Here is a 20,355-nt window from a genome sequence, read left to right as displayed (position 1 = left end):
GGCCGAGCCAGCGGCCCAGGCGGAATGCTGCCCTGCAGCATCCGCATGATCGGATTAACCGCCTCCTAACGGCCGGCCGTTCTCCCGGCGGCTCTCCGGCGCGTCCCGGCCGGCGTCATCAAAGTGATACGCGAATAAGGTTTGGCTGGCGGGCGACGACGCCAAGGAGATGCCCGTGGCCGACGACGCCGACGCGCTTCGCGTGCGCACGCTCTTCCTGTCCGACATCCATCTCGGCACGAAGGGCTGCCAGGCCGAGCTGCTGCTCGACTTCCTGCGCGAGGTCGATGCCGACGAGATCTACCTCGTCGGCGACATCGTCGACGGCTGGAAGCTGCGCTCGGGCTGGTACTGGCCGCAGGCCCACAACGACGTGGTGCAGAAGCTCCTGCGCAAGGTCCGCAAGGGCTCGCGCCTCGTCTACGTGCCGGGCAACCACGACGAGTTCCTGCGCGACTTCCTCGACATGCATTTCGGCGGCATCGAGGTGCAGGATCAGGTGCTGCACGAGGCCGCGGACGGCAAGCGCTACCTCGTCATCCACGGCGACCAGTTCGACCTCGTGATGCGGCACGCCAAGTGGCTGGCCTTCCTGGGCGACGGCGCCTACGAGGCGGCCCTGTTCGTGAACACCCACCTCAACCGGGTGCGCCGCCGGCTCGGCCTGACCTACTGGTCGCTCTCCGCCTGGGCCAAGCTCCGGGTCAAGAACGCCGTCAACTTCATCAGCCGCTTCGAGGAACTGCTCGCCGCCGAGGCGCGGCGGCTCGGGGCCGACGGAGTGATCTGCGGCCACATCCACCACGCGGCGAGCCGCGACATCGACGGCCTGCACTACCTCAACACGGGCGACTGGGTGGAATCCTGCACCGCCATCGTCGAGCATTACGACGGGCGCATGGAGGTGATCCGCTTCACCGAGCAGGCCGCCGCGGCGCCCCTCTCGCCGCCCATCCCGCCCGTGCCGGCCGGGCCGCCCGTCCCGGCCGGAGCGCCCGTGCCCGCCGGGGCGCAGAGCGCCGCGCAGGTGCTCGGGCCGGCGGGACGGCGGGCCGTCGCGTGAGGCTCCTCGTCGCCACCGATGCGTGGCATCCGCAGGTCAACGGGGTGGTGCGCTCCCTGGAGCACATGGCGGAGGCGGGCCGCCGCCTCGGCTGCGCCCCGACGCTGCTCACCCCCCGCGCCTTCCGCTCGGTGCCGCTGCCCTTCTACCCCGAGATCCGGCTCTCGCTGGTGACCGCCCGGGGCGTGGCGGCGCGCTGGCCGGACCTCGCGCCCACCCACGTCCACATCGCCACCGAGGGGCCGATCGGGCTCGCCACCCGCCGGGTCTGCCTCGCCCGCGGGCAGCCCTTCACCACGAGCTACCACACCCGCTTCCCCGAATACCTCGCCGCCCGGGCGCCGGTGCCACAGGCATGGTCCTACGCGTGGCTGCGCCGCTTCCACGGGGCGGCGAGCGGCACGATGGTGAGCACACCCTCCCTGGAGCGGGAGCTGGCGGGCCGGGGATTCTCCAACCTGATGCGCTGGACGCGCGGGGTCGACACGGAGCTGTTCCGGCCCCGCGACGAGCCGGTGGCGGCGCTCGACGGTCTGCCCCGCCCGCTCTTCCTGTTCGTCGGGCGGCTGGCGGTGGAGAAGAACGTCGCGGCCTTCCTCGGCCTCGATCTCCCGGGCACGAAGGTGGTGGTCGGCGACGGTCCCGACCGGGCGCGGCTCGAAGCCCTCGCGCCGGCGGCCCGCTTCCTCGGCACCCGCACGGGCGAGGACCTGGCGCGGCTCTACGCGGCCTGCGACGTCTTCGTGTTTCCGAGCCTCACCGACACCTTCGGCATCGTGCTCCTCGAAGCCCTCGCCTGCGGCCTGCCGGTGGCGGCCTACCCGGTCACCGGTCCCCTCGACGTGGTGGGGGGCACCGGCGCGGGCGTGCTCGACGCCGACCTGCGCGCCGCGGCGCTCGCCAGCCTCGCGATCCCGCGAAACACCTGCCGGCAGGAGGCCCTGCGCTACACCTGGGCGGAGAGCGCCCGGCAATTCTACGCCAACATCGAGACCGCCCACGCGCAGGCCGGCGTGCCGCGCCCGGTGCGCCGGTTCGGCCGCGCGCCCCTCGGCGTCGGCGGCACGGAGCCCCTCACGCGAACAGATCCACGATCCTGAACCCCCGCGCCGCCATCCGCTGGCTAAGCACCCGCCGGTGGCAGCGCTCCGGATCGCGCTCGAAGCACAGGAGGCAGGTCGGGCCGCGCGCGGCCAGCGCCGCGAGGCCGTCGAGGGCCTGCGCGCCCGCGCCCGTGTCCAGCACCTCCTCGCAGTAGATGCGGCGCATCAGCGCCGCGTCGTCGGCCCGGGCCGCCTCGCGCCCGGCCTTCGGGGTGCCGAGCGCCCGCAGGTGGTCGTAGCCGATCCCCGCCTCCGCCAGCCGCTCGCGCAGGGCGCTCTTCGAGAAGCCGCGCTTGCGCGACAGCGCCACCGCCCGCACATCCGCGAGGGTGGCCACCCCCGCCCCCGCGAGCGCGCCCACGAACCGCTCCGAATCCGCGCCTTCGTACCCGATGGTGAACAGAACCTTCTCCACGTCGCCTCCCGGCCAAAGCCGTGCTGCCGCCGCCGCTTAGGCCCGGCGGCCGAGCCCTCGCGCGCGGCCCCGGCCCCCGTATGTGTCCCTGCCGCAACGCATTCCCGAATTCGGCGCCGTTACCGTCAAGCCTTCATTAACCGGCCCCGCTGCATCGCTTAGCCATAGTGTTCTGCGTCTATTCAGGTCGCGCGTCGATGCCGCTGGAGCCGAAGTCCCTTCCCCTCGCCAAGCGCGGTCTTGCCACGCGCGGTCTCGTCTGGGCGCGCCGCTCCGCCGCGGCCGCGAGCCTCGCCCTGCTCGCCGCCTGCGCGGGCACCGCCGACTTCTACCCCACCAAGGGCGACGTGAAGCCCCATCCGGGCGTCGCCCGCGCCAAGCAGCACCCGATCCACGGCATCGACGTGTCGAAGTGGCAGGGGCCGATCGACTGGGCCTCCGTGCGCAGCGCCGGCACGCAGTTCGCCTACATCAAGGCCACCGAGGGCGGCGACCACCTCGACGAGCGCTTCCTTGAGAACTGGCACGGGGCGGGCCGGGCCGGCGTGCCGCGGGGCGCCTACCACTTCGTGTTCTGGTGCCGCTCCGCCGAGGAGCAGATGGACTGGTTCAAGCGCAACGTCCCGAACGATCCGACCGCGCTGCCCCCCGTCCTCGACGTCGAGTGGAACGGCCACTCGGCCAAGTGCCCGAAGAAGCTGCCGAAGGCCCAGGCGCTCGCGATGACGCAGTACATGCTGCGCGAGATGGAGGCCTACACGGGCAAGCGCCCGATCATCTACACCGACATCACCTTCCACAAGGACGTGCTGGAGGGCGAGCTGGAGGATTACCCGCACTGGGTCCGCTCCACCGCCGCCGAGCCGGAGCAGCGCTACGCCAACCGGCGCTGGATGCTCTGGCAGTTCACCTCCACGGGCCGCGTGCCGGGCGTGCGCGGCGACGTCGACCGCAACGCCTTCTACGGCACCAAGGCCGAATGGGCTTCGTTCCTGGCCACCGACTGCGACCCGCGCCACCACCGCCAGCTCGCCGCCGCGGGGCTGTGCACCGACAAGTGACGGGCGAGTGACGGGGCCGTTCGACCCGGCACAGGCCGCCCGCTACCCGGTCGTGACCGGGTGCGACGAGGTCGGCCGCGGCGCGCTCTGCGGCCCGGTCATCGTGGCGGCGGTGCACTTCGATCCCGCCGCCCTGCCCCCGGACCTGCTGGCCTCCCTCGACGACAGCAAGCGGCTCGATGCGGCAACGCGCGCCCGGCTGGCGCCGCAGATCCGCGCCTGCGCGGCCTACGCGTATGCGGGGGCCTCGCGGGGGCTCATCGACCGCATCAACGTGCGCGCCGCGACCCTCGACGCCATGCGCCGCAGCGTGCGGCGGCTCGGCCTCGACGCGCCCGTGGCGGTGGACGGGCGCGACGTGCCGCCGGGCCTCGACGGGCCGGTGCACGCGGTGATCGGCGGCGAGCGCCTCGTGCCCCAGATCGCCGCCGCCTCGATCCTCGCCAAGGTGCTGCGCGACCGCCTGATGGCCGTGCTGGCGGCCCGCCACCCGGCCTATGCCTGGGAGCGCAATGCCGGCTACGGCACCGCCCTGCACCGGGCGGCGATGCGCCGCCAGGGGCTCTCGCCCCACCACCGCCGCAGCTTCCGGCTCGCCGACGGCCCGTGAGGCCGCACCACTTTTCCTGAGGCCGGCCGTGGCGCGCGCCCCCGAAGCTGCGTAAGCCTGCGCGCACGCGGCGCCGGCCGCGGCCGACACGAGCAACCGCCAACCGGGAGGCGCCCCGATGACCCCGATGTCCCGCCGGGTGATGAACCTCGCCCACGCCCTCACGCAGGCGGCCGAGCGCCATCCCGCGCGCATCGCCATCGACTGGGGCGGCCGGACCTGGACCTGGCGCGACTTCGACGCGCGCGTGTCGCACCTCGCCGGCGCACTGGCCGCCCGCGGCATCGCCAAGGGCGACCGGCTCCTCGTGCACGCCCGCAACGGCAACCCGATCCTTGAGATCATGTACGCGGCCTTCCGGCTCGGGGCCGTGTTCGTGCCGACCAACCACCGCCTGATGCCGGACGACGTCGCCTACCTGGCGCAGCAATCGGGCGCCCGGGCCTTCCTGTGCCAGGCGGACAACCCGGCCCACGTGGCGGCGGTGCGGGCCGCCTGCCCGGATCTCGGTCTCGTCGTGACGCTGGGCGAGGGGCCGGCGGAGGGCGAGCCCTACGAGGGCCTGTTCGCCGGCGAGGGCGGGCGCGTGGCCAACGCCGCGGTGGAGCACGACGACCCGTGCTGGTTCTTCTACACCTCCGGCACCACCGGCAAGCCGAAGGCCGCGGTGCTCACCCACGGCCAGATGGCCTTCGTGATCACCAACCACCTCTGCGACCTGATGCCGGGCACGACGCCGGAGGGCGATGTTTCGCTCGTGGTGGCGCCGCTCTCGCACGGGGCGGGCATCCACGCGCTCACCCAGGTCGCCCGCGCGGTGACGACGGTGCTGCCGGAGGGCGACCGCTTCGATGCCGGCGAGGTCTGGGCGCTGATCGAGCGCCACCGGGTCACCAACCTGTTCACGGTGCCCACCATCCTGAAGCTGATGGTCGAGCATCCGGCCGTGGCGCGGCACGACCATACCTCCCTGCGCTACGTGATCTATGCCGGCGCGCCGATGTACCGGGAGGACCAGAAGCGGGCGCTGCGCACGCTGGGCCCGGTGCTGGTGCAGTATTTCGGCCTCGGCGAGGTGACCGGGAACATCACGGTGCTGCCGCCCGCGCTGCACGAGGCGGAGGACGGCCCGGGCGTGCGGGTCGGCACCTGCGGCATCGAGCGCACCGGCATGGAGGTGCAGATCCAGGACGCGGAAGGGCGCGAGGTCCCGGCCGGCACCCAGGGCGAGATCTGCGTCTGCGGCCCCGCCGTCTTCGCGGGCTACTGGAACAACCCCAAGGCCAATGCGGACGCGTTCCGCGACGGCTGGTTCCGCACCGGCGACCTCGGTTTCCTCGACGCGGAGCGCTTCCTCACCATCACGGGCCGCGCCTCCGACATGTACATCTCGGGCGGGTCGAACATCTACCCGCGGGAGATCGAGGAAAAGATCCTCACCCATCCGGCGGTGGCCGAGACGGCGGTGCTGGGCGTGCCCGATCCGACCTGGGGCGAGATCGGGATCGCGGTCCTCGTCCTGCGCGAGGGCGCGGCGCTCGGCGAGGAGGAACTGGCCGCTTACCTCGCCGACAAGGTCGCGCGCTACAAGCTGCCGCGCCGGGTCTTCATCCGCCCCGCCCTGCCGAAATCCGGCTACGGCAAAATCACCAAGAGGATGGTGCGCGAGGATCTGGAGGCGGCGGGCCTTCTCCCCCTCGCCCCTCTGCCCCTCGCCGGAAAGCCTTGACCATGCTCCCCGAGCCGAGCCGCCTCGCCCAGCCCGGGCCGGCGCGGGCCGAGCGCTGGCTTTCCGCCGGAGGTGAGCCGGCGCGCCTCGCCTTCGCGCTGGCCGAGGGGCGCACCCTGCTCGACGCGGTGGCCGGGCCCCTGCGGGAGGCCGGCCTGCGGGGCGGCGTGGTGGAGCTCGCGGGCGGATCCTTCGCCCCCTTCGCCTACGTGATGCCGGCCCTCTCGGCCGACCCGCGCTTCGCCGCCTATTACAGCGAGACCTTCCGGCCCGCGGGCGAGACGCGGCTGGAGCGGGCGAGCGTCACCTACGGCGAGCGCGACGGCGCGCCGTTCCTGCACGTGCACGGGATCTGGACCGAGGCCGACGGGCGCCGCCGCGCCGGCCACCTGCTGCCCGCCGAGGTGGTGGTGCGTGCGCCCGCCCGGGCCGAGGCCTTCGCCACCCCGGACGCCGCATGGCGGGTCGAGCCGGACCCGGAGACCAATTTTTCGCTCTTCACCCCGGCGGGCGGGCGGGAGGCGGCGGGGCCGGGCTGCCTCCTCCTCAAGCTCCAGCCCAACGAAGAGGTCTTCGCCGCGATCGAGGCGGCCTGCCGGACGCACGGCCTGCCGGCCGCGCGCGTGCGCGGCCTCGGCAGCATCGTGCGCCCGGTCTTCGCGGACGGCCGGGTGATCCCGACCGATGCCAGCGAGGTGCTGATCCGCGAGGGCGCGGTGCGGCCCGGGCCGGACGGGGCGCCCGTGGCCCATCTCGACATCGCGGTGGTGGATGTCGACGGCGCCATCCACGAGGGCGTGCTCGCGCGCGGCGCGAACGCGGCCTGCATCACCTTCGAGCTGTGCCTGGAGGCGATGCCGGCCTGACCCGTTCGGGATAGGGCGAGCGTGTCGGAGCCATCAGGAGGCCTCCTGCGAGATCCACCGGATGCAGTCCTTGAGTGGGATATGTTGACCAACTCAGTCGATCAGGCCTGCACCCGCCCCTTTCCCGGACGACTGGAGCGAAGCGGAAGGAGATCCGGGAAAGGGGGTTGGAGCGGGCCTGTTCCACCGCAAGGCATGGCCGTGTTCACCGGTCGTGAACCGTGGTCAGAGAAACTTCGCCGGGTCGGTCTCCGGCGGGGGTGGCGCCACGTCGGTGCGGTTCCACCAGCCGCCGCCGAGGGCCTGGAACAGGGCCGCCGTGTCGGCGTACTGGGTCGCCCGCGCGCCCGCGGAGGTGACGAGGGCCGAGAGGTAGCTCTGCTGGGCGATCAGCACCTGCGTGCCGTTGACGGCGCCCGCCGCGTATTGCTTGCGCACGAGGGCGAGGCTCTCGCCGGTCGCCCTCTCGGCGGCCTCGGCCGCCGCCACCGCGCGGGCGTCGGCCTGCAGCGCCCGTAGGCTGTCGGCGACGTTCTGGAAGGCCGCGATGACCGTCGCCCGGTACTGGGCCTGGGCCTGGGCCAGCGCCTCCTCGGAGGCGCGCTGGCGCCGGTAGAGGGTGCCGGCGTCGAAGATCGGCTGCGTCGCCTGGCCGATGATCGTGAAGAAGGCGGCCCCCGGATCGGCGAGCTGGGCCAGGCGCACCGCGCTCGACCCGGCGGTCGCCGTGATGGCGAATTGCGGCAGGCGGTTCGCGACGGCGACGCCGACGCTGGCGCTCGCCGCCCGCACCTGCGCCTCGGCCGCCCTGACGTCGGGGCGCTGCTGCACCAGCCGGGACGGCAGGCTCACCGGCAGCCGCGTCGGCAGGCGCAGCGCCTTCAGGGTGAAGGTCTGGCCGATCTCCTCGCTCGGAAACCGTCCGGTGAGGGCGGTGAGCAGGTTGCGCTGCTGGGCGAGCTGCTTCTCCAGCGGCGGCAGCAATTGCTGCGACAGGGAGAGCGCGGCCTGCTGCTGCACGACGTCGGCGCCCGCGATCTGCCCGAGCCTGAGCTGCTTGTTGTAGAGGTCGAGGATCTCGGTCTGGGCCTGGATCACGCGCTTCGTCGCGTCGATCTGGGCGCGCAGGGCGGCCTCCTGGATCGCCGCCGTCACGACGTTGGCGGTGAGGCTCAGATAGGCCGCTTCGAGCTGGAAGCGCTGGGTCTCGGCCTCGGCCTCCAGCGCCTCGATCTGGCGGCGGTTGCCGCCGAACACGTCCGGGCTGAACGACACGACCACCTGCGGCGTGTAGAGGCTGTAGAGGTACTGGTCCGAGGCCTGCAGCGGGGATTGCAGGTCGAGGCCCGGCGCCTTCGCGCCGAGGGCCTGCGGGTTGGCGCTCAGGGTCGGGTAGAGCGTGCCCCGCTGGGCGAGCACGGTCTGGCGCGCGATGCGCAGCGAGGCCTGGGCCGCGTCGAGGGTCGGATTGTGGGCGAGCGCCTCCTCGACGAGGCGGTTGAGCGCCTTCGAGCGAAAGAGCTGCCACCACTGCCCCGGAATGTCCGCGCCGGCCACGAAGCTCTGGTCGGCCGACCCGCCGTGGTGCGTGCGGAGCCTGTCGGCCGCGCTCGGGTTCGCCAGCGGCTCGCGCGTGTAGCGGGAGACCGGCGGATCGGCCGGCGGCACGTAGTCCGGCCCCACCATGCAGGCCGCGAGCGGGCCGCACAACGCCGCCGCGAGCAGACAGGACCCCGCCAGCCGGACGAGCCGACGCCCCGGGCGGTTCCGGGTTCCTCGGCGAAGGCGGGGGGCGACCGGCCCTTCGCCGCGCGTGCCCTGGTGGTGTCGCGTCATGCGGCGGCCCTCTCGCCCGCGGGTCGCGCTCCGGCGTTCGTCCGCCGCCGGGAAAACAGCGAGATCAGGACGGGGAGCACGACGAGGATCAGGTTCGGCGCCAGCAGGATGCCGCCCACCACGACCAGGGCCAGCGGCTTCTGGACCTGCGAGCCGATGCCGGTGGAGATTGCGGCCGGCAGCAGGCCGACGCAGGCGGCGACGCAGGTCATCATCACCGGGCGCATCCGCACCGTCGCGGCCTGCCGGACGGCGCGCGCGCGCTCCCAGCCCCCGTCGAGGAGCTGGTTGTAGTAGGCGAGCAGGATCACGCCCTCCATGGTCGAGATGCCGAACAGCGCGATGAAGCCGATCGCCGCCGAGATCGAGAACGGCGTGTCGGTGAGGAACAGCGCGAAGATGCCGCCGATCATCGCCATCGGGATCACCGACAGGGTGAGCAGCATGTCGGTGAGGGAGGCGAAGTTGACGAACAGGAGCAGCGCGATCAGCAGCAGCGTGACCGGCACGACCACGCCGAGGCGGGCGACCGCCTCCTTCAGGTTGGTGAACTGGCCGACCCATTCGAGGCGGTAGCCCGGCGGCAGCTCCACCTCCGCCGCGACGCGGGCCTGCGCCTCGATCACCGCGCCGCCGAGGTCGCGCCCGCGCACCGAGAACTTGACCGGGATGTAGCGCTCCTGGTTCTCGCGGTAGATGAAGGCGGCGCCCGAGACGAGCGAGACGGTCGCGATCTCGGACAGCGGCACCTGCACCACCCCACCGTTCGGGTTCTGCGCGCCGACCGTGATGTTGCGGATCGTCTCCAGCGAGGAGCGGTAGCGCGGCGCGAGCCGGACCCGCATCGGGAAGTGGCGGTCCGAGCCGTACTCGTAGAGGTCGCCCGCATTCTGGCCGCCGATCGCCGTCGCGACCGTGGTGTTGACGTCGCTGATCGACAGGCCGAACCGGGCCGCCTTGCGCCGGTCCACGTCGATCTCGACGGTCGGCTGCCCGAGCGAGGCGAAGACCGCGAGGTCGGTGACGCCCGGCACCGTGGCGAGCACCGCCTTGACCGCGTCGGCCGTCCTGGTGATCTGCGCGAGGTCGTTGCCGTAGATCTTGACGGAGTTCTCGCCCTTCACGCCCGAGGCCGCCTCCTGGACGTTGTCCTCGATGTACTGGGAGAAATTGAACTCGATGCCCGGAAATTCTTCGGCGAGGCGCTTCGAGAGATCCCGGATCAGGGTCTCCTTGTCGAGGCCCTTGCGCCATCGGTCGATCGGCTTCAAGGGCGCCAGGATCTCGACGTTGAAGAAGCCGGTGGCGTCGGTGCCGTCGTTCGGGCGGCCCTGGTGCGAGATGACGGTGACGACCTCCGGCACCTCCTGGAAGATCGTGCGCAGGCGCTGGACGTGGGCGTTGCCGGTCTCCAGCGAGACCGAGGCCGGCATGGTGCCGCGCACGTAGAGATTGCCTTCTTCCAGCCGCGGCAGGAATTCGAGGCCGAGATGCGACGCGGCCAGCCCCGAGGCGAGCAGGACCGCCAGCATGGCGCCGACCGCCAGCAGGCGGTTGCGCAGGCCGACCCGGAGGACGAGGGCGTGGCCGGCGCGCAGGAGCCGCACGATCAGGGTGTCGCGTTCCTCCACGCGCCCGGGCAGGATGATCGCCGAGAGCGCGGGCGAGACCGTGAAGGTGGCGAGGAGGCCGCCGACCAGCGCGTAGGCGTAGGTCTTGGCCATCGGCCCGAAGATGTGGCCCTCGACGCCGGTCATCGTGAAGAGCGGCAGGAAGCCGACGATGATGATCGTGGCCGAAAAAAAGATCGCCCGGTTCACCTCGGCGCCGGCGACCGCGATGGCGCCGAGCCGCCCGGTGAGGCCGCCCGGCGCCGCCCGTCCCTCCGCGTGCTGCGGCTCGGCGAGGTGCCGGAAGATGTTCTCGACCATGATGACGGTGGCGTCGACGATCAGGCCGAAATCGATCGCGCCGAGCGAGAGCAGGTTGGCCGAGTCGCCGCGCAGCACCATGATCATGATGGCGAAGCCGAGCGCGAAGGGGATCGTCGCCGCCACGATGATGGCGCTGCGCAGGGAGCCGAGAAACATCCACTGGACCACGAAGACCAGCACCACGCCGAAGACGAGGTTGTGCATCACCGTGTGGGTGGTGGTGTGGATCAGCTCGGAGCGGTCGTAGATCCGCACGATCCTCACGCCGGGCGGCAGGAGCGCCGAGCCGTTGATTTTGTCGATCTCCGCCTCGACGCGCTTGAGCGTCGGCAGGCTCTGGCCGCCGCGGCTCATCAGGACGATGCCCTCGACGATGTCGCCGTCGTCGTCTTGCCCGACGATGCCCAGGCGCGGCGCGTGCGAGACGCGCACCTCCGCCACGTCCCGCACCAGCACCGGCACGCCGTTCACCTGGGTGAGCATCGTGTCGCGGATGTCGTCCACGTCGCGGATGAGGCCGATCCCGCGCACCACGGCCGCCTGCTCGCCCACGTTGAGCGTCTGGCCGCCGACGTTGATCGAGGCGTTGCCGAGCGCGGTGACGAGCTGCACCAGGGTGATGCCGAGGCCCTGCAGCCGGTTCAGGTCGACCGCGACCTCGTATTCCTTGGCCTTGCCGCCGAAGGCGGTGACGTCGACCACGCCGGGGACCGCCTTGAAGCGGCGCTGCAGGACCCAGTCCTGCAGGGTCTTCATGTCGGCCGAGGAAAACCCCGCCGGTCCGACGAGCTTGTAGCGCATGATCTCGCCGACGGGGCTGGTCGGCGAGATCTGCGGCTGCGCGCCGTTGGGGAGGGGCGGCAACTGCGAGAGCCGGTTGAGGACCCGCTGCAGCGCCTCCTCGTAGGTGAAGTTGTAGTTGAACTGCACCTTCACGTCGGACAGGCCGAACAGCGAGATGGTGCGCACCACCGTCGCGTTCGGAATGCCGGCGAGCTGCACCTCGATCGGGATCGTGATGTAGCGCTCGATCTCCTCCGCCGACTGGCCGGGACTCTGGGTGATCACGTCGACGAGCGGCGGGACCGGGTCCGGATAGGCCTCGATGTTGAGCTGCAGGTAGCTCGCGTAGCCGAGCGCGAGCATCACCAGGAAACCCAGGACCACCAGGACGCGCTGGCGCAGGGCGAAGACGGTCAGGCTGTTCATGCGCGCGGCGCCTCACGAGGCCTTGTCGCCGGAGGCGGCCCGGTCGATGAACAGGGCGCCGCGGGTGACGATCTGCTCGCCCGCCTCGACGCCCTCGACCACCTGCGCGGTGTCGCCGTCGATCAGGCCGATCCTGACCCGTCGGGCCGCGATGGTGCCGTCGGGGCGCGCGATCCAGACATGCGCGTCGGCGCCCTCGTAGACGATCGCGGCGAGCGGGACGGCGGGCGAGGGCTGCACCGGGCCGGTGATGATGGTGAAGGCCGCGAACATCTCGGGCCGCAGGACCCGGTCCGGGTTCTCGACCTCGCTGCGCACCGCCAGCCGGCGCGTGGCCGGATCGAGGCTCGCGGCCATGTAGTCGACGCGCGCCTTGAACACGCGGTCGCCAAAGCCCGTGACCCGCGCCTCGACGGGTTGGCCGAGCCGGATCTGCGGCACCTCGCTCTCGCGGACGTTGGCGATCAGCCACACCGTCGAGAGATCCCCGATCACGAAGGCCGGGTCGCTCGACGAGGAGAGGTACTGGCCGACCCCGACCTTGCGCTGGACGATGGTGCCGGCGATCGGGGCGCGGATCTCCACCTCGGAGCCGAGGCGGCCGCTCTTCTCGAAGCTCGCGATCTCGGCGTCGGACTTGCCCAGGAGCCGCAGGCGGTTCCGGGCCGCGTCGGCGGCGGCCTCCGCGGTCCTCAGGTCGCTCTGGGCGGCGATCACGTCGTTCTGGGCGGATTGGTAATCCTTCAGGGCGACCGCCCTGGCGGCGAACAGCTCCTGCTGGCGGGCCGCGATGGTCTGGTCGAGCTTCAAGAGCGCCTGCTGCTTCTGCAGGGTGTTCAGGGCCGCCTGGTAGTCGTTCTGCGCCTGGACCATGTCGGCGGCCTCCAGCCTCAGCAGGATGTCCCCGGCCCTCACCTCCTCGCCCGCGCGGGCCAGCACCTTGGTGACGCGGCCCGCATAGGGGGCGGCCACCGGGACGTTGTTGTCCTCGTTGAGGGCGATGCGGCCCTCGGCCATGTCCGCGGGGCGGAAATTCGCCGTCGCGATCGGGCGGATCCCGAAGCTGGCCCGCTGCTGCCGGGTGGGACGAAACACCCGCTCCCCTGCGGGGGCCGAAGCGGCCGCCTCGCCCTTCGGTGAGGGGGCCGGGCTCTGCCAGCCGGCGAAAAGCGTCGCGGCGGCCTCGCGCAGCTGCGGGACCACCGCGACGGCGATCCCCAGCCCCGCCGCGACGGCGAGGCCGGTCAGGACGAGCCAGCGGCGCGGCCGGCCTGTCGGCGGCGCATCGGTCTCCGGGGGGCTGCGGACGTCCATCGGTGTCTTGAGAGTCGCTCGTCTGATGGAGCCGGGCACGATGCTGATCCGGCCCGCCGCACCTCGCTACGGCTGCGCTTCACGCAAGGGAAGGGCGGGATGGTGCTTTTTCAAGGCATAACGGGGCGGCGGAGCCGGAAAGCGGGAGACCGTGACGGGCGCGCCGCGACCCTGGGGCGCCCTCGGTCGGGCGACCGCCGGCCTTCCGCCGGCGCCGCCCTATCCTTCCGGCACGATCGAGCGCATCTCGGCCGAAAGCCAGCGCTCGAGCGCGCGCAGGTCGGGACGGTCGCCGAGATGGCTGGCGATCCAGAGCTTGAGCTGGCGCTGGCCCGGCACGAAGCCGAACGGTGCCACGAGGCGGCCGGCCTTCACCTCGCTGATCACCAGCATGTGCGGGACGACCGCGACGCCGAGCCCGAAGGCGGCGGCCTGGATCATGAGGTAAAAATGCTCGAAGCTCCGCCTGGGTTCGAGCGGCGGCCCCGCATAGCCGGTGACGGCGCACCAGTCGCGCCACGCCTCCGGCCGTGTCTGGGTCGAGAGCAGCACGGCCCGGTTCAGATCCTCCGGTCGGCGCAGGTCCATGGCCCGCAGCGTGTCCGGCGTGCAGACCGGACCGATCCATTCCCGGCCGAGGTCGCGGATCAGCGCGTCGCGCGGGGCCGGGATCGTGCTGTTGCGGATCGCCACGCTGATCCTGTCGCGGCTGAAATCGACCCGGTCGTAGTTCGTGTTCAGCTCGATCTGGACCTCGCCGTGGGCGGCGTGGAAGGCCGGCATCCGCGGAATGAGCCAGCACAGCATGATCGAGGCCGAGCACGACAGGGTCAGGGGTCCGGGCGTGACCTGGGCGATCGTGGCCTCGATCAGGCCGAAGGCGGCGCTCAGGCCCTCGGCGAGGCGCGCCCCCTCGGGGGTCGGATCGGAGGAGAGCACGCCCCGGCGCATCAGAGGCACGCCGAGGGCCGCCTCCAGGGCCTTCACGTGCCGGCTCACGGCCCCGTGGGTCACGCACAGCTCCTCGGCGGCCCGGGTCAGGCTGCGGTGGCGCGCGGCGGCCTCGAACGCACGGAGCGCCACGAGCGAGGGAAGACTATGAGCCATCGCAGGACCCGCGCGAGGGAGAGACGTGAGTTCAACTCATAACAGGGGAGGACAAATCGATTGTTGCGGCCCGGCCGCCCCGCCACTCTCCGGCCGCTCCGCGAGGCGCGGGGCGATACGAGCAGCCGGACTGGGGTCTTCTTCCCGGAACCGGCCGAACCGGAGGAAGCCCCTGTCCACGCCCGGCACGCCGGCGCCGCGGACGGTCGAGCAGAGCGCGATCGCCAAGATCGCGTGGCGGCTCGTGCCGTTCATCGGCTTGACTTCGCCGCCCCCACCATCACCGGCGCCGTCAAGGACGCCACGGGCTCCTGCGCCTTGCCCATGCCGATCGTCGGCGGCTTCATGCTGCTGTCCGGCATCATCGCCTTCGTGATCGGGCGCGGCGCGCCCCAGCCCGCGGCCACCCCGACCCCACGCACCGCCTGAGACCGCACGAGAGGAGACGCGCCATGAACGAAAAGATCGCCCTGTTCGGGGCCGGCGGGAAGATGGGGGTGCGGCTCGCCCGCAACCTCGTGAATTCCGAGTTCCGGGTCGCCCACGTGGAGGTCGGCGAGGCGGGGCGCCAGCGCCTCAAGGACGAACTCGGCCTCGACTGCGTCGACGCCGACGGCGCCCTCGATGGGGCCGAGGTGGTGGTCCTGGCGGTGCCCGACACGCTGATCGGCACGATCTCCCACGCCCTGTCGCCGAAGCTCAGGGCCGGCACCATGGTGGTGATCCTCGACGCCGCCGCGCCCTTCGCCGGCCACCTGCCGGAGCGGCCCGACCTGACCTACTTCGTCACGCATCCCTGCCACCCGCCGATCTTCAACGACGAGACCACGCCCGAGGGCCGGCGCGACCATTTCGGCGGCATCGCCGCCAAGCAGTCGATCACCAGCGCGCTGATGCAGGGACCGGAGGAGGCCTTCGACCTCGGCGAGCGCGTCGCCAAGGCGATCTGGGCGCCGATCCTGCGCTCCTACCGTCTCACCGTCGAGCAGATGGCGCTCCTCGAACCCGGCCTGTCCGAGACGGTCTGCGCCACGCTCCTCGACGTGATGCGCGAGGCGATGGACGAGACCGTGCGGCGCGGCGTGCCGGCGGAGTGCGCCCGCGACTTCCTGCTCGGCCATCTCAACATCCTGGCGGCCGTCACCTTCAAGGAGGTGCCGGGCGTGTTCTCGGACGCCTGCAACAAGGCGATCCAGTTCGGCAAGCCGCGGCTGATGCGCGACGACTGGCTCGGCTGCCTCGACGAGGCGGAGATCGCCGAGAGCATCCGGCGCATCACCTGAGTGGCTGACCCGGTGCGGAGCGGCGTTCGTCCCCCGCCGGCAGGACGATGCTCCGCATGAGCCTTTGCGGTTCGCGGCGCCCCGCCGCGCCTTCAATCCATACGAGGCCCCGATGCGCGAACGTGTCCACGCGACCTACTGGATGGAAACGGGCGACGACCCGGCCCGCACGGCCGAGGTGATCGCCGGCGAGCAGTCGAGCGGCACCTTCGTGGCGCTGGCACATGAGACGCCGGAACTGAAGGAGCGCTCCGGCGCGCGGGTCGAGCGGCTGGAGATCCTGGAGACCGTCGCGTCCCCGAGCCTGCCCGGTGCCAAGCCCTCCGGGCGCTACACCCGCGCCCTCCTCGAACTCTCGTGGCCGGTCGAGAATTTCGGCCCCTCGCTGCCGAACCTCTGGTCGACCATCGCCGGCAACCTGTTCGAGCTCGCTCCGGTCTCGGGCCTGCGCCTCACGCGGCTGAGCCTGCCCCCCTCGTTCACCGCCCCCTTCGCGGGTCCGGGCTTCGGCATCGCGGGGACGCGGCGCCTGTCGGGCGTCGCGGAGGGGCCGCTGATCGGCACGATCATCAAGCCGAGCATCGGCCTCTCGGTGGACGAGACCGCCGATCAGGTCCGCGCGCTGGTGGCCGGCGACATCGATTTCATCAAGGACGACGAGTTGCAGGCCGACGGGGCCCGCTGCCCGTTCGACGACCGCGTGCGGGCGGTGATGCGCGTCGTCAACGCGCACGCCGATCGGACCGGCAAGAAGGCGATGGTCGCCTTCAACCTGACGGGCGACCTCGACCAGATGCGCCGCCGCCACGACCTCGTGCTGCAGGAGGGCGGCACCTGCGTGATGCTGTGCCTCAACTCGGTCGGCTTGGTCGGCGTGCAGGCGTTCCGTCGCCATTCCCAGGTGCCGATCCACGCCCACAGGGCCGGCTGGGGAGCGCTCTATCGCTGCCCGGCCCTCGGCTACGACTACGCGCCCTGGCAGCAGCTCTGGCGGCTGGCCGGGGCCGATCACCTCCACGTCAACGGCCTGCGCAACAAGTTCAGCGAGTCCGACGCGAGCGTGATCGCGGCCGCCCGGGCGGTGCTGGCGCCGGTCGGCCCGGACGCCGCCATGACCGCGATGCCGGTCTTCAGCTCGGGCCAGACCGGACTGCAAGCCGCCGACACCTACGCGGCGCTCGGCTGCGCCGACCTCATCCATACGGCGGGCGGCGGCATCTTCGGCCATCCGGGTGGGGTGTCGGCGGGTGTCGAGGCCTTCCGGGCCGCCTGGGCGGCGGCCCGCAGCGGTGTTCCGCTCGCCCGGGCCGCCGAGACCAGCCCTGCCCTGCGCGAAGCCCTGGAGTTCTGGCGATGAGTGCGGAGGCGGCCGGCTGGCCCGACGGCCCGCTCCTCACCTATTACGGCGACGACTTCACCGGCTCGACCGATGCCATGGAGGCGCTGACGGCGGCCGGCGTGCCGACGGTGCTCTTCCTGTCCATGCCCGACGCGGCGTGGCTGAGCCGATTCCCGCACGCCCGCGCCATCGGCCTCGCCGGCTCCTCCCGAGGGCGCTCGCCCGAGTGGATGGACCGTGAACTGCCGGCGCTCTTCTCGGGTCTCGCACGGCACGGTGCGCCGATCCTGCACTACAAGGTCTGCTCGACCTTCGATTCCTCGCCGGAGATCGGCTCGATCGGCCGGGCCATCGACATCGGCGTGCGCGTGATGAAGGGGCGCTGGAGCCCGATGATCGTCGGCGCGCCGCGGTTGAAGCGCTATCAGGCCTTCGGCACTCTCTTCGCCGCGGTCGACGGACACGGCCATCGCCTCGACCGGCATCCCACCATGTCCCGCCATCCGGTCACGCCGATGCGGGAGGCCGACCTCTCCCGGCACTTGGCCGAACAGACCGACCGGCGGATCGCGCTGATCGACTTCGTGGCGCTGAAGGGAGGCGCCGGCCCGCAGCGGAGGGCCGCGCTGCAGGGCGACGACGTGCCGGTGGTGCTGATCGACGTTCTCGACGAGGACACGCTGATCGAGGCAGGGCGGCTGATCTGGGAGGGTCGCGGCGAGGGCGTGTTCACCGCCTCGTCGTCCGGGCTCCAATACGCGCTCGCGGCCTACTGGCGCTCGGAGGGCCTGCTCCCGGAGGCACACGCCCTGCCGCCCCTCGCCCCTGTCCCGGTCGTCGCCGCCGTGAGCGGAAGCTGCTCGCCGGTCACCACCGCGCAGCTCGCCCGGGCCCGCGAGGCGGGATTCTTGACCGAGCGTCTCGACCTCGCCCGGGCGCTGCCCGAGGCGACCCGCGAGGGGGAGATCGCCCGCGTGACGGCGCGCGCGTCGGATGCGATCCGCGACGGGCTGAGCCCGATCGTGTTCAGTGCCGAGGGGCCGGACGACCCGGCCGTCACGGGCTTCGACGCCCTCGCGGCCCGGGCCGGCCTGTCCCGCAGCGATGCCGCCCGCCGGGTCGGCGCGGCACTGGCCGAGGTGATGCGCCGGATCATCGCCGGGACGGCCGTGCGCCGGGTGGCGGTGGCGGGCGGTGACAGCTCCGGCGACGTGATGGGGGCGCTCGGCGTCCGGGCGCTCGAGGTCGCGGCCGGCCTCTGCCCCGGCGCGCCGCTCTGCCGGGCCTCTGCGGATGACCCTGCCTATGACGGCCTGGAGATCGTTCTGAAGGGCGGCCAGATGGGAGATGCCGACTTCTTCCCGCTGCTGCGGGCGGGGGCGCAGATGTCCGGTTCGGGCCGCTAGAGCAAGATTCGAATGGCGGAACAGGTCCGCTCCAATCCCTTCCCTGTCCCGGACGACTGGAGCGAAGCGGAAGGAGATCCGGGGGCCAGCGAAAGACGTCGCGAAGCGTCCGTTTGTCTGCACCGGTGCGAAAGCAGAGCCGCTTCGCGGCACATCCTCGACCGAATCCCGGATCTCCTTCCACTTCGTTTCATTCGTCCGGGAAAGGGGACGCAAGAGCCTGTCAGACTGACCTTGCAGCTTCAGGTCCTCCCCAACCTCATCCGGAGGTGTTCACACGAGGAGTCTCGCAGGAGGCCCCTGAAGCCTCCGACGCCCGTGCACCCTCCCCGCCAGCACGCTGTCGCGGACCGTGACGCTGCGATCGGATCCTGCTATAAGCATTTGATATCATAGTGCTTTCTGTGACGAACCGGCGATCGGTGTCGCAGACCGTCCGGGCGATCAGGGGTTGCCGGGCGGCTCCTCGTGATCCGCCGGCTTCCTGGCCGGCATGCCGTTCTTCCGCGGTGCGGGCCGTTGTGCCGCTCTGGGGGGTTCATGACCTCTGGCGCGGTCCGGCTGCGGCGCTGAGGGCTGGGCCTGCGCCGGGAGGGGTGCTGCCGGCGTCGAGGAGCCGACGTTGACCGAGATCCCGAACACCCGCCACCGGCCGTCGACGGGGGCGAATAGCAGCTCGAAATTCACCTGGCTCGGGACGGACGGGAAGAAGCCCGCCATGTGCAGCAGGCCGTTCGCCTCGATCTGCGGCAGCAGGGTCAGCTGCGGGTCCAGCACGGCCACGCCGGAGAGGTCGAGTTTTTGCGCACGCTGGCTGGCGAAGATCTCGCCGAGGCGCGCGGCGGTGTTGGCCGTGCTGAAGCCCGGCGCCGCCAAGTCGCGCAGGACGGTGTAGTTGCCGGTCTCGTTGGCGTGGTTGAGCGCCAGCAGCGTCGAGCGGATCAGGATCAGCACGCCGTTGCGGTCGATCTGCGCCGGGCGTGGAGCCGGAGCCTCCTGGGCCGCCGCCGGCTTCTGTTGCGCCAGGGCCGGACCCGCCGCGAGGGCGAGCCCGAGCAGGCAGCACGAGGCGAGGCGCGCCAGACCGAGAGGCATGCTCAGAACTCGATGCCGGCACCGCCCGACACGACGTGCTCGCGCCCGCTGCCCGTGGAGTAGCTGCCGAAGACGACGGCCGGCAGGGCCGTGTCGAGGCGGTGGGCGAAGGTGAAGCCGCCGCCGACCTCGCCGCGGTAGCTCGAGGCCTTGACGGTCAGGGTGGTCTTTCCGGGGGCCGACGGCATCACGACGGGAGCGGTCGCGGCGACCGCCGCGATGCCGCGCCGCGCCTCGATCCGGCTCGCGTAGGCATAGCGCCCGATCGCGCCGAGCCCGGCCTCCAGGTTGGACACCCGCCCGTCGAGCGCGCCGATATCGCCGGGACCGACGGTGGAGGTGGCGAGGTTGCCCGAGGCGTCGCTGGTCAGGAACCGCGTCGGGCCGGTCTGGGCCGCGCGGCTCTGGGCCGAGGTCACGCCGGCCAGCGTGTAGGTCTGGCCGGCCGTGCCGATCGCCACCTGATCGGCGCGCGTCGTCGCCACGCCCGTGCCGATCGCCACGCTGTTGACCGATGCTGCCGACGCGAAGGCGCCGACCGCCACCGCGTTGGTGCCGGAGGCGGTCGCCGAGCGGCCGAGGGCCGTGGTGTTGTCGGCGCTCGCCGTGGCAAGGCCGCCGAAGGCCGACGCCTCGTTGCCGGTGGCCTGCGCGTTGAAGCCGATGGCCGTGGTCGGATCGCCCGAGGCCACGGCGCCCGCACCGAGGGCCGTGGCCCCGAACTGCGTCGCCCGCGCATTCGCGCCGACCGCGACCGTCGAGTCGCCGGAGGCAACGGCCCCGAACCCGCCCGCCACCGCACCTCTGCCCGACGCGACCGGTGCCGACGCCCCGCCGGGATTGCCGACGACGAACATGCCGGCGGCGCCGGATTGCAGGGCGGCGACGGCTTGGTTGGTGGCGAAGAGCTGGCTGCCGTTGACGGCCTCGGTGGAGGTGGCGGTCAGCGTGCCGGCCGCGAGGTTGCCGAGCGCCACCGGGCCGC

General features: G+C 72.2%; 17 protein-coding genes. 10 read left to right on the top strand and 7 right to left on the bottom strand.

All coding sequences use genetic code 11. From position 1 onward, the window contains the following. The first annotated feature begins 169 nt into the window (after window positions 1–169). Both ACKUB9_RS26425 and ACKUB9_RS26420 read left to right on the top strand, forming a co-directional pair. Window positions 170–1,063, top strand: coding sequence for a UDP-2,3-diacylglucosamine diphosphatase (locus ACKUB9_RS26425; RefSeq protein ID WP_407528894.1), 894 nt, complete (start codon window positions 170–172; stop codon window positions 1,061–1,063). After that, window positions 1,060–2,163: a glycosyltransferase family 4 protein gene (locus ACKUB9_RS26420; RefSeq protein WP_407528892.1), complete on the top strand. Its 1,104-nt coding sequence runs from the start codon at window positions 1,060–1,062 to the stop codon at window positions 2,161–2,163. The genes ACKUB9_RS26425 and ACKUB9_RS26420 overlap by 4 nt, the downstream gene beginning before the upstream one ends. Here ACKUB9_RS26420 and ACKUB9_RS26415 read toward each other — a convergent pair. After that, entirely contained in the window at window positions 2,138–2,581 is a 444-nt protein-coding gene (locus ACKUB9_RS26415; protein WP_407528891.1) for a DUF488 domain-containing protein, read from the bottom strand. The two genes, ACKUB9_RS26420 and ACKUB9_RS26415, sit on opposite strands and share 26 nt — an antisense overlap. Window positions 2,582–2,778: 197 nt before the next feature. Here ACKUB9_RS26415 and ACKUB9_RS26410 point away from each other — a divergent pair, with 197 nt between their 5' ends. The 4 genes from ACKUB9_RS26410 to ACKUB9_RS26395 all read left to right on the top strand — a co-directional run bounded on the left by ACKUB9_RS26410 (window position 2,779) and on the right by ACKUB9_RS26395 (window position 6,847). Further along, complete coding sequence (locus ACKUB9_RS26410) at window positions 2,779–3,642, top strand: glycoside hydrolase family 25 protein (RefSeq protein ID WP_407528889.1); 864 nt, start codon at window positions 2,779–2,781, stop codon at window positions 3,640–3,642. 7 nt (window positions 3,643–3,649) lie between these two features. Then, on the top strand, window positions 3,650–4,252 hold the full coding sequence (gene rnhB, locus ACKUB9_RS26405) for a ribonuclease HII (RefSeq protein ID WP_407528888.1): 603 nt from the start codon (window positions 3,650–3,652) through the stop codon (window positions 4,250–4,252). 118 nt (window positions 4,253–4,370) lie between these two features. After that, window positions 4,371–5,981, top strand: a complete 1,611-nt coding sequence (locus ACKUB9_RS26400; RefSeq protein ID WP_407528886.1) for an acyl-CoA synthetase — start codon at window positions 4,371–4,373, stop codon at window positions 5,979–5,981. Window positions 5,982–5,983: 2 nt separating this feature from the next. Next, entirely contained in the window at window positions 5,984–6,847 is an 864-nt protein-coding gene (locus ACKUB9_RS26395; RefSeq protein WP_407528974.1) for a PCC domain-containing protein, read from the top strand. Between the two features lie 225 nt (window positions 6,848–7,072). Here the strand turns inward: ACKUB9_RS26395 and ACKUB9_RS26390 are convergent, their stop codons facing one another. The 4 genes from ACKUB9_RS26390 to ACKUB9_RS26375 all read right to left on the bottom strand — a co-directional run bounded on the left by ACKUB9_RS26390 (window position 7,073) and on the right by ACKUB9_RS26375 (window position 14,247). Next, window positions 7,073–8,683, bottom strand: coding sequence for an efflux transporter outer membrane subunit (locus tag ACKUB9_RS26390; protein ID WP_407528884.1), 1,611 nt, complete (start codon window positions 8,681–8,683; stop codon window positions 7,073–7,075). Beyond that, window positions 8,680–11,826, bottom strand: coding sequence for an efflux RND transporter permease subunit (locus tag ACKUB9_RS26385; protein ID WP_407528882.1), 3,147 nt, complete (start codon window positions 11,824–11,826; stop codon window positions 8,680–8,682). The genes ACKUB9_RS26390 and ACKUB9_RS26385 overlap by 4 nt, the downstream gene beginning before the upstream one ends. A 12-nt stretch (window positions 11,827–11,838) precedes the next feature. Beyond that, window positions 11,839–13,140 carry an efflux RND transporter periplasmic adaptor subunit gene (locus tag ACKUB9_RS26380; RefSeq protein WP_407528880.1) on the bottom strand — a complete coding sequence of 434 codons (1,302 nt, stop codon included), beginning with the start codon at window positions 13,138–13,140 and terminating at the stop codon, window positions 11,839–11,841. Between the two features lie 219 nt (window positions 13,141–13,359). Further along, on the bottom strand, window positions 13,360–14,247 hold the full coding sequence (locus tag ACKUB9_RS26375) for a LysR substrate-binding domain-containing protein (protein WP_407528879.1): 888 nt from the start codon (window positions 14,245–14,247) through the stop codon (window positions 13,360–13,362). Window positions 14,248–14,481: 234 nt separating this feature from the next. Here ACKUB9_RS26375 and ACKUB9_RS26370 point away from each other — a divergent pair, with 234 nt between their 5' ends. From ACKUB9_RS26370 to oiaK, 4 genes are all read left to right on the top strand, one after another. Next, window positions 14,482–14,676, top strand: coding sequence for a hypothetical protein (locus tag ACKUB9_RS26370; RefSeq protein WP_407528877.1), 195 nt, complete (start codon window positions 14,482–14,484; stop codon window positions 14,674–14,676). Window positions 14,677–14,699: 23 nt separating this feature from the next. After that, a complete protein-coding gene (locus ACKUB9_RS26365; protein ID WP_407528875.1) occupies window positions 14,700–15,530 on the top strand; it encodes a phosphogluconate dehydrogenase C-terminal domain-containing protein in 831 nt (276 codons plus the stop codon). A gap of 112 nt (window positions 15,531–15,642) precedes the next feature. Further along, window positions 15,643–16,887 carry a ribulose-bisphosphate carboxylase large subunit family protein gene (locus ACKUB9_RS26360; RefSeq protein WP_407528873.1) on the top strand — a complete coding sequence of 415 codons (1,245 nt, stop codon included), beginning with the start codon at window positions 15,643–15,645 and terminating at the stop codon, window positions 16,885–16,887. Beyond that, entirely contained in the window at window positions 16,884–18,275 is a 1,392-nt protein-coding gene (oiaK, locus tag ACKUB9_RS26355; protein WP_407528871.1) for a 3-oxo-isoapionate kinase OiaK, read from the top strand. Before ACKUB9_RS26360 ends, oiaK begins: the two co-directional genes overlap by 4 nt. Before the next feature lie 444 nt (window positions 18,276–18,719). Here oiaK and ACKUB9_RS26350 read toward each other — a convergent pair whose 3' ends face one another. Both ACKUB9_RS26350 and ACKUB9_RS26345 read right to left on the bottom strand, forming a co-directional pair. After that, window positions 18,720–19,370 (bottom strand): hypothetical protein, encoded by a 651-nt coding sequence (locus tag ACKUB9_RS26350; RefSeq protein ID WP_407528869.1) that lies wholly within the window; start codon window positions 19,368–19,370, stop codon window positions 18,720–18,722. 2 nt (window positions 19,371–19,372) lie between these two features. Further along, window positions 19,373–20,227 (bottom strand): adhesin, encoded by an 855-nt coding sequence (locus ACKUB9_RS26345; protein ID WP_407528972.1) that lies wholly within the window; start codon window positions 20,225–20,227, stop codon window positions 19,373–19,375. Window positions 20,228–20,355 lie beyond the last annotated feature (128 nt).

Origin of the sequence: Methylobacterium oryzisoli, assembly GCF_046557895.1 — a bacterium.
Lineage (GTDB): Bacteria > Pseudomonadota > Alphaproteobacteria > Rhizobiales > Beijerinckiaceae > Methylobacterium > Methylobacterium oryzisoli.
This window is presented reverse-complemented; position numbering and strand designations above follow the sequence as displayed.

Excerpts from the sequence above, each read along its gene's own strand:
- ACKUB9_RS26385 (WP_407528882.1), bottom strand. The coding sequence starts at position 11,826 with ATGAACAGCCTGACCGTCTTCGCCCTGCGCCAGCGCGTCCTGGTGGTC.
- ACKUB9_RS26410 (WP_407528889.1), top strand. The coding sequence starts at position 2,779 with ATGCCGCTGGAGCCGAAGTCCCTTCCCCTCGCCAAGCGCGGTCTTGCC.
- ACKUB9_RS26345 (WP_407528972.1), bottom strand. The coding sequence starts at position 20,227 with ATGTTCGTCGTCGGCAATCCCGGCGGGGCGTCGGCACCGGTCGCGTCG.
- ACKUB9_RS26425 (WP_407528894.1), top strand. The coding sequence starts at position 170 with ATGCCCGTGGCCGACGACGCCGACGCGCTTCGCGTGCGCACGCTCTTC.
- ACKUB9_RS26360 (WP_407528873.1), top strand. The coding sequence starts at position 15,643 with ATGCGCGAACGTGTCCACGCGACCTACTGGATGGAAACGGGCGACGAC.
- ACKUB9_RS26390 (WP_407528884.1), bottom strand. The coding sequence starts at position 8,683 with ATGACGCGACACCACCAGGGCACGCGCGGCGAAGGGCCGGTCGCCCCC.
- ACKUB9_RS26400 (WP_407528886.1), top strand. The coding sequence starts at position 4,371 with ATGACCCCGATGTCCCGCCGGGTGATGAACCTCGCCCACGCCCTCACG.
- ACKUB9_RS26395 (WP_407528974.1), top strand. The coding sequence starts at position 5,984 with ATGCTCCCCGAGCCGAGCCGCCTCGCCCAGCCCGGGCCGGCGCGGGCC.
- oiaK (WP_407528871.1), top strand. The coding sequence starts at position 16,884 with ATGAGTGCGGAGGCGGCCGGCTGGCCCGACGGCCCGCTCCTCACCTAT.
- ACKUB9_RS26380 (WP_407528880.1), bottom strand. The coding sequence starts at position 13,140 with ATGGACGTCCGCAGCCCCCCGGAGACCGATGCGCCGCCGACAGGCCGG.
- ACKUB9_RS26365 (WP_407528875.1), top strand. The coding sequence starts at position 14,700 with ATGAACGAAAAGATCGCCCTGTTCGGGGCCGGCGGGAAGATGGGGGTG.
- ACKUB9_RS26375 (WP_407528879.1), bottom strand. The coding sequence starts at position 14,247 with ATGGCTCATAGTCTTCCCTCGCTCGTGGCGCTCCGTGCGTTCGAGGCC.
- ACKUB9_RS26350 (WP_407528869.1), bottom strand. The coding sequence starts at position 19,370 with ATGCCTCTCGGTCTGGCGCGCCTCGCCTCGTGCTGCCTGCTCGGGCTC.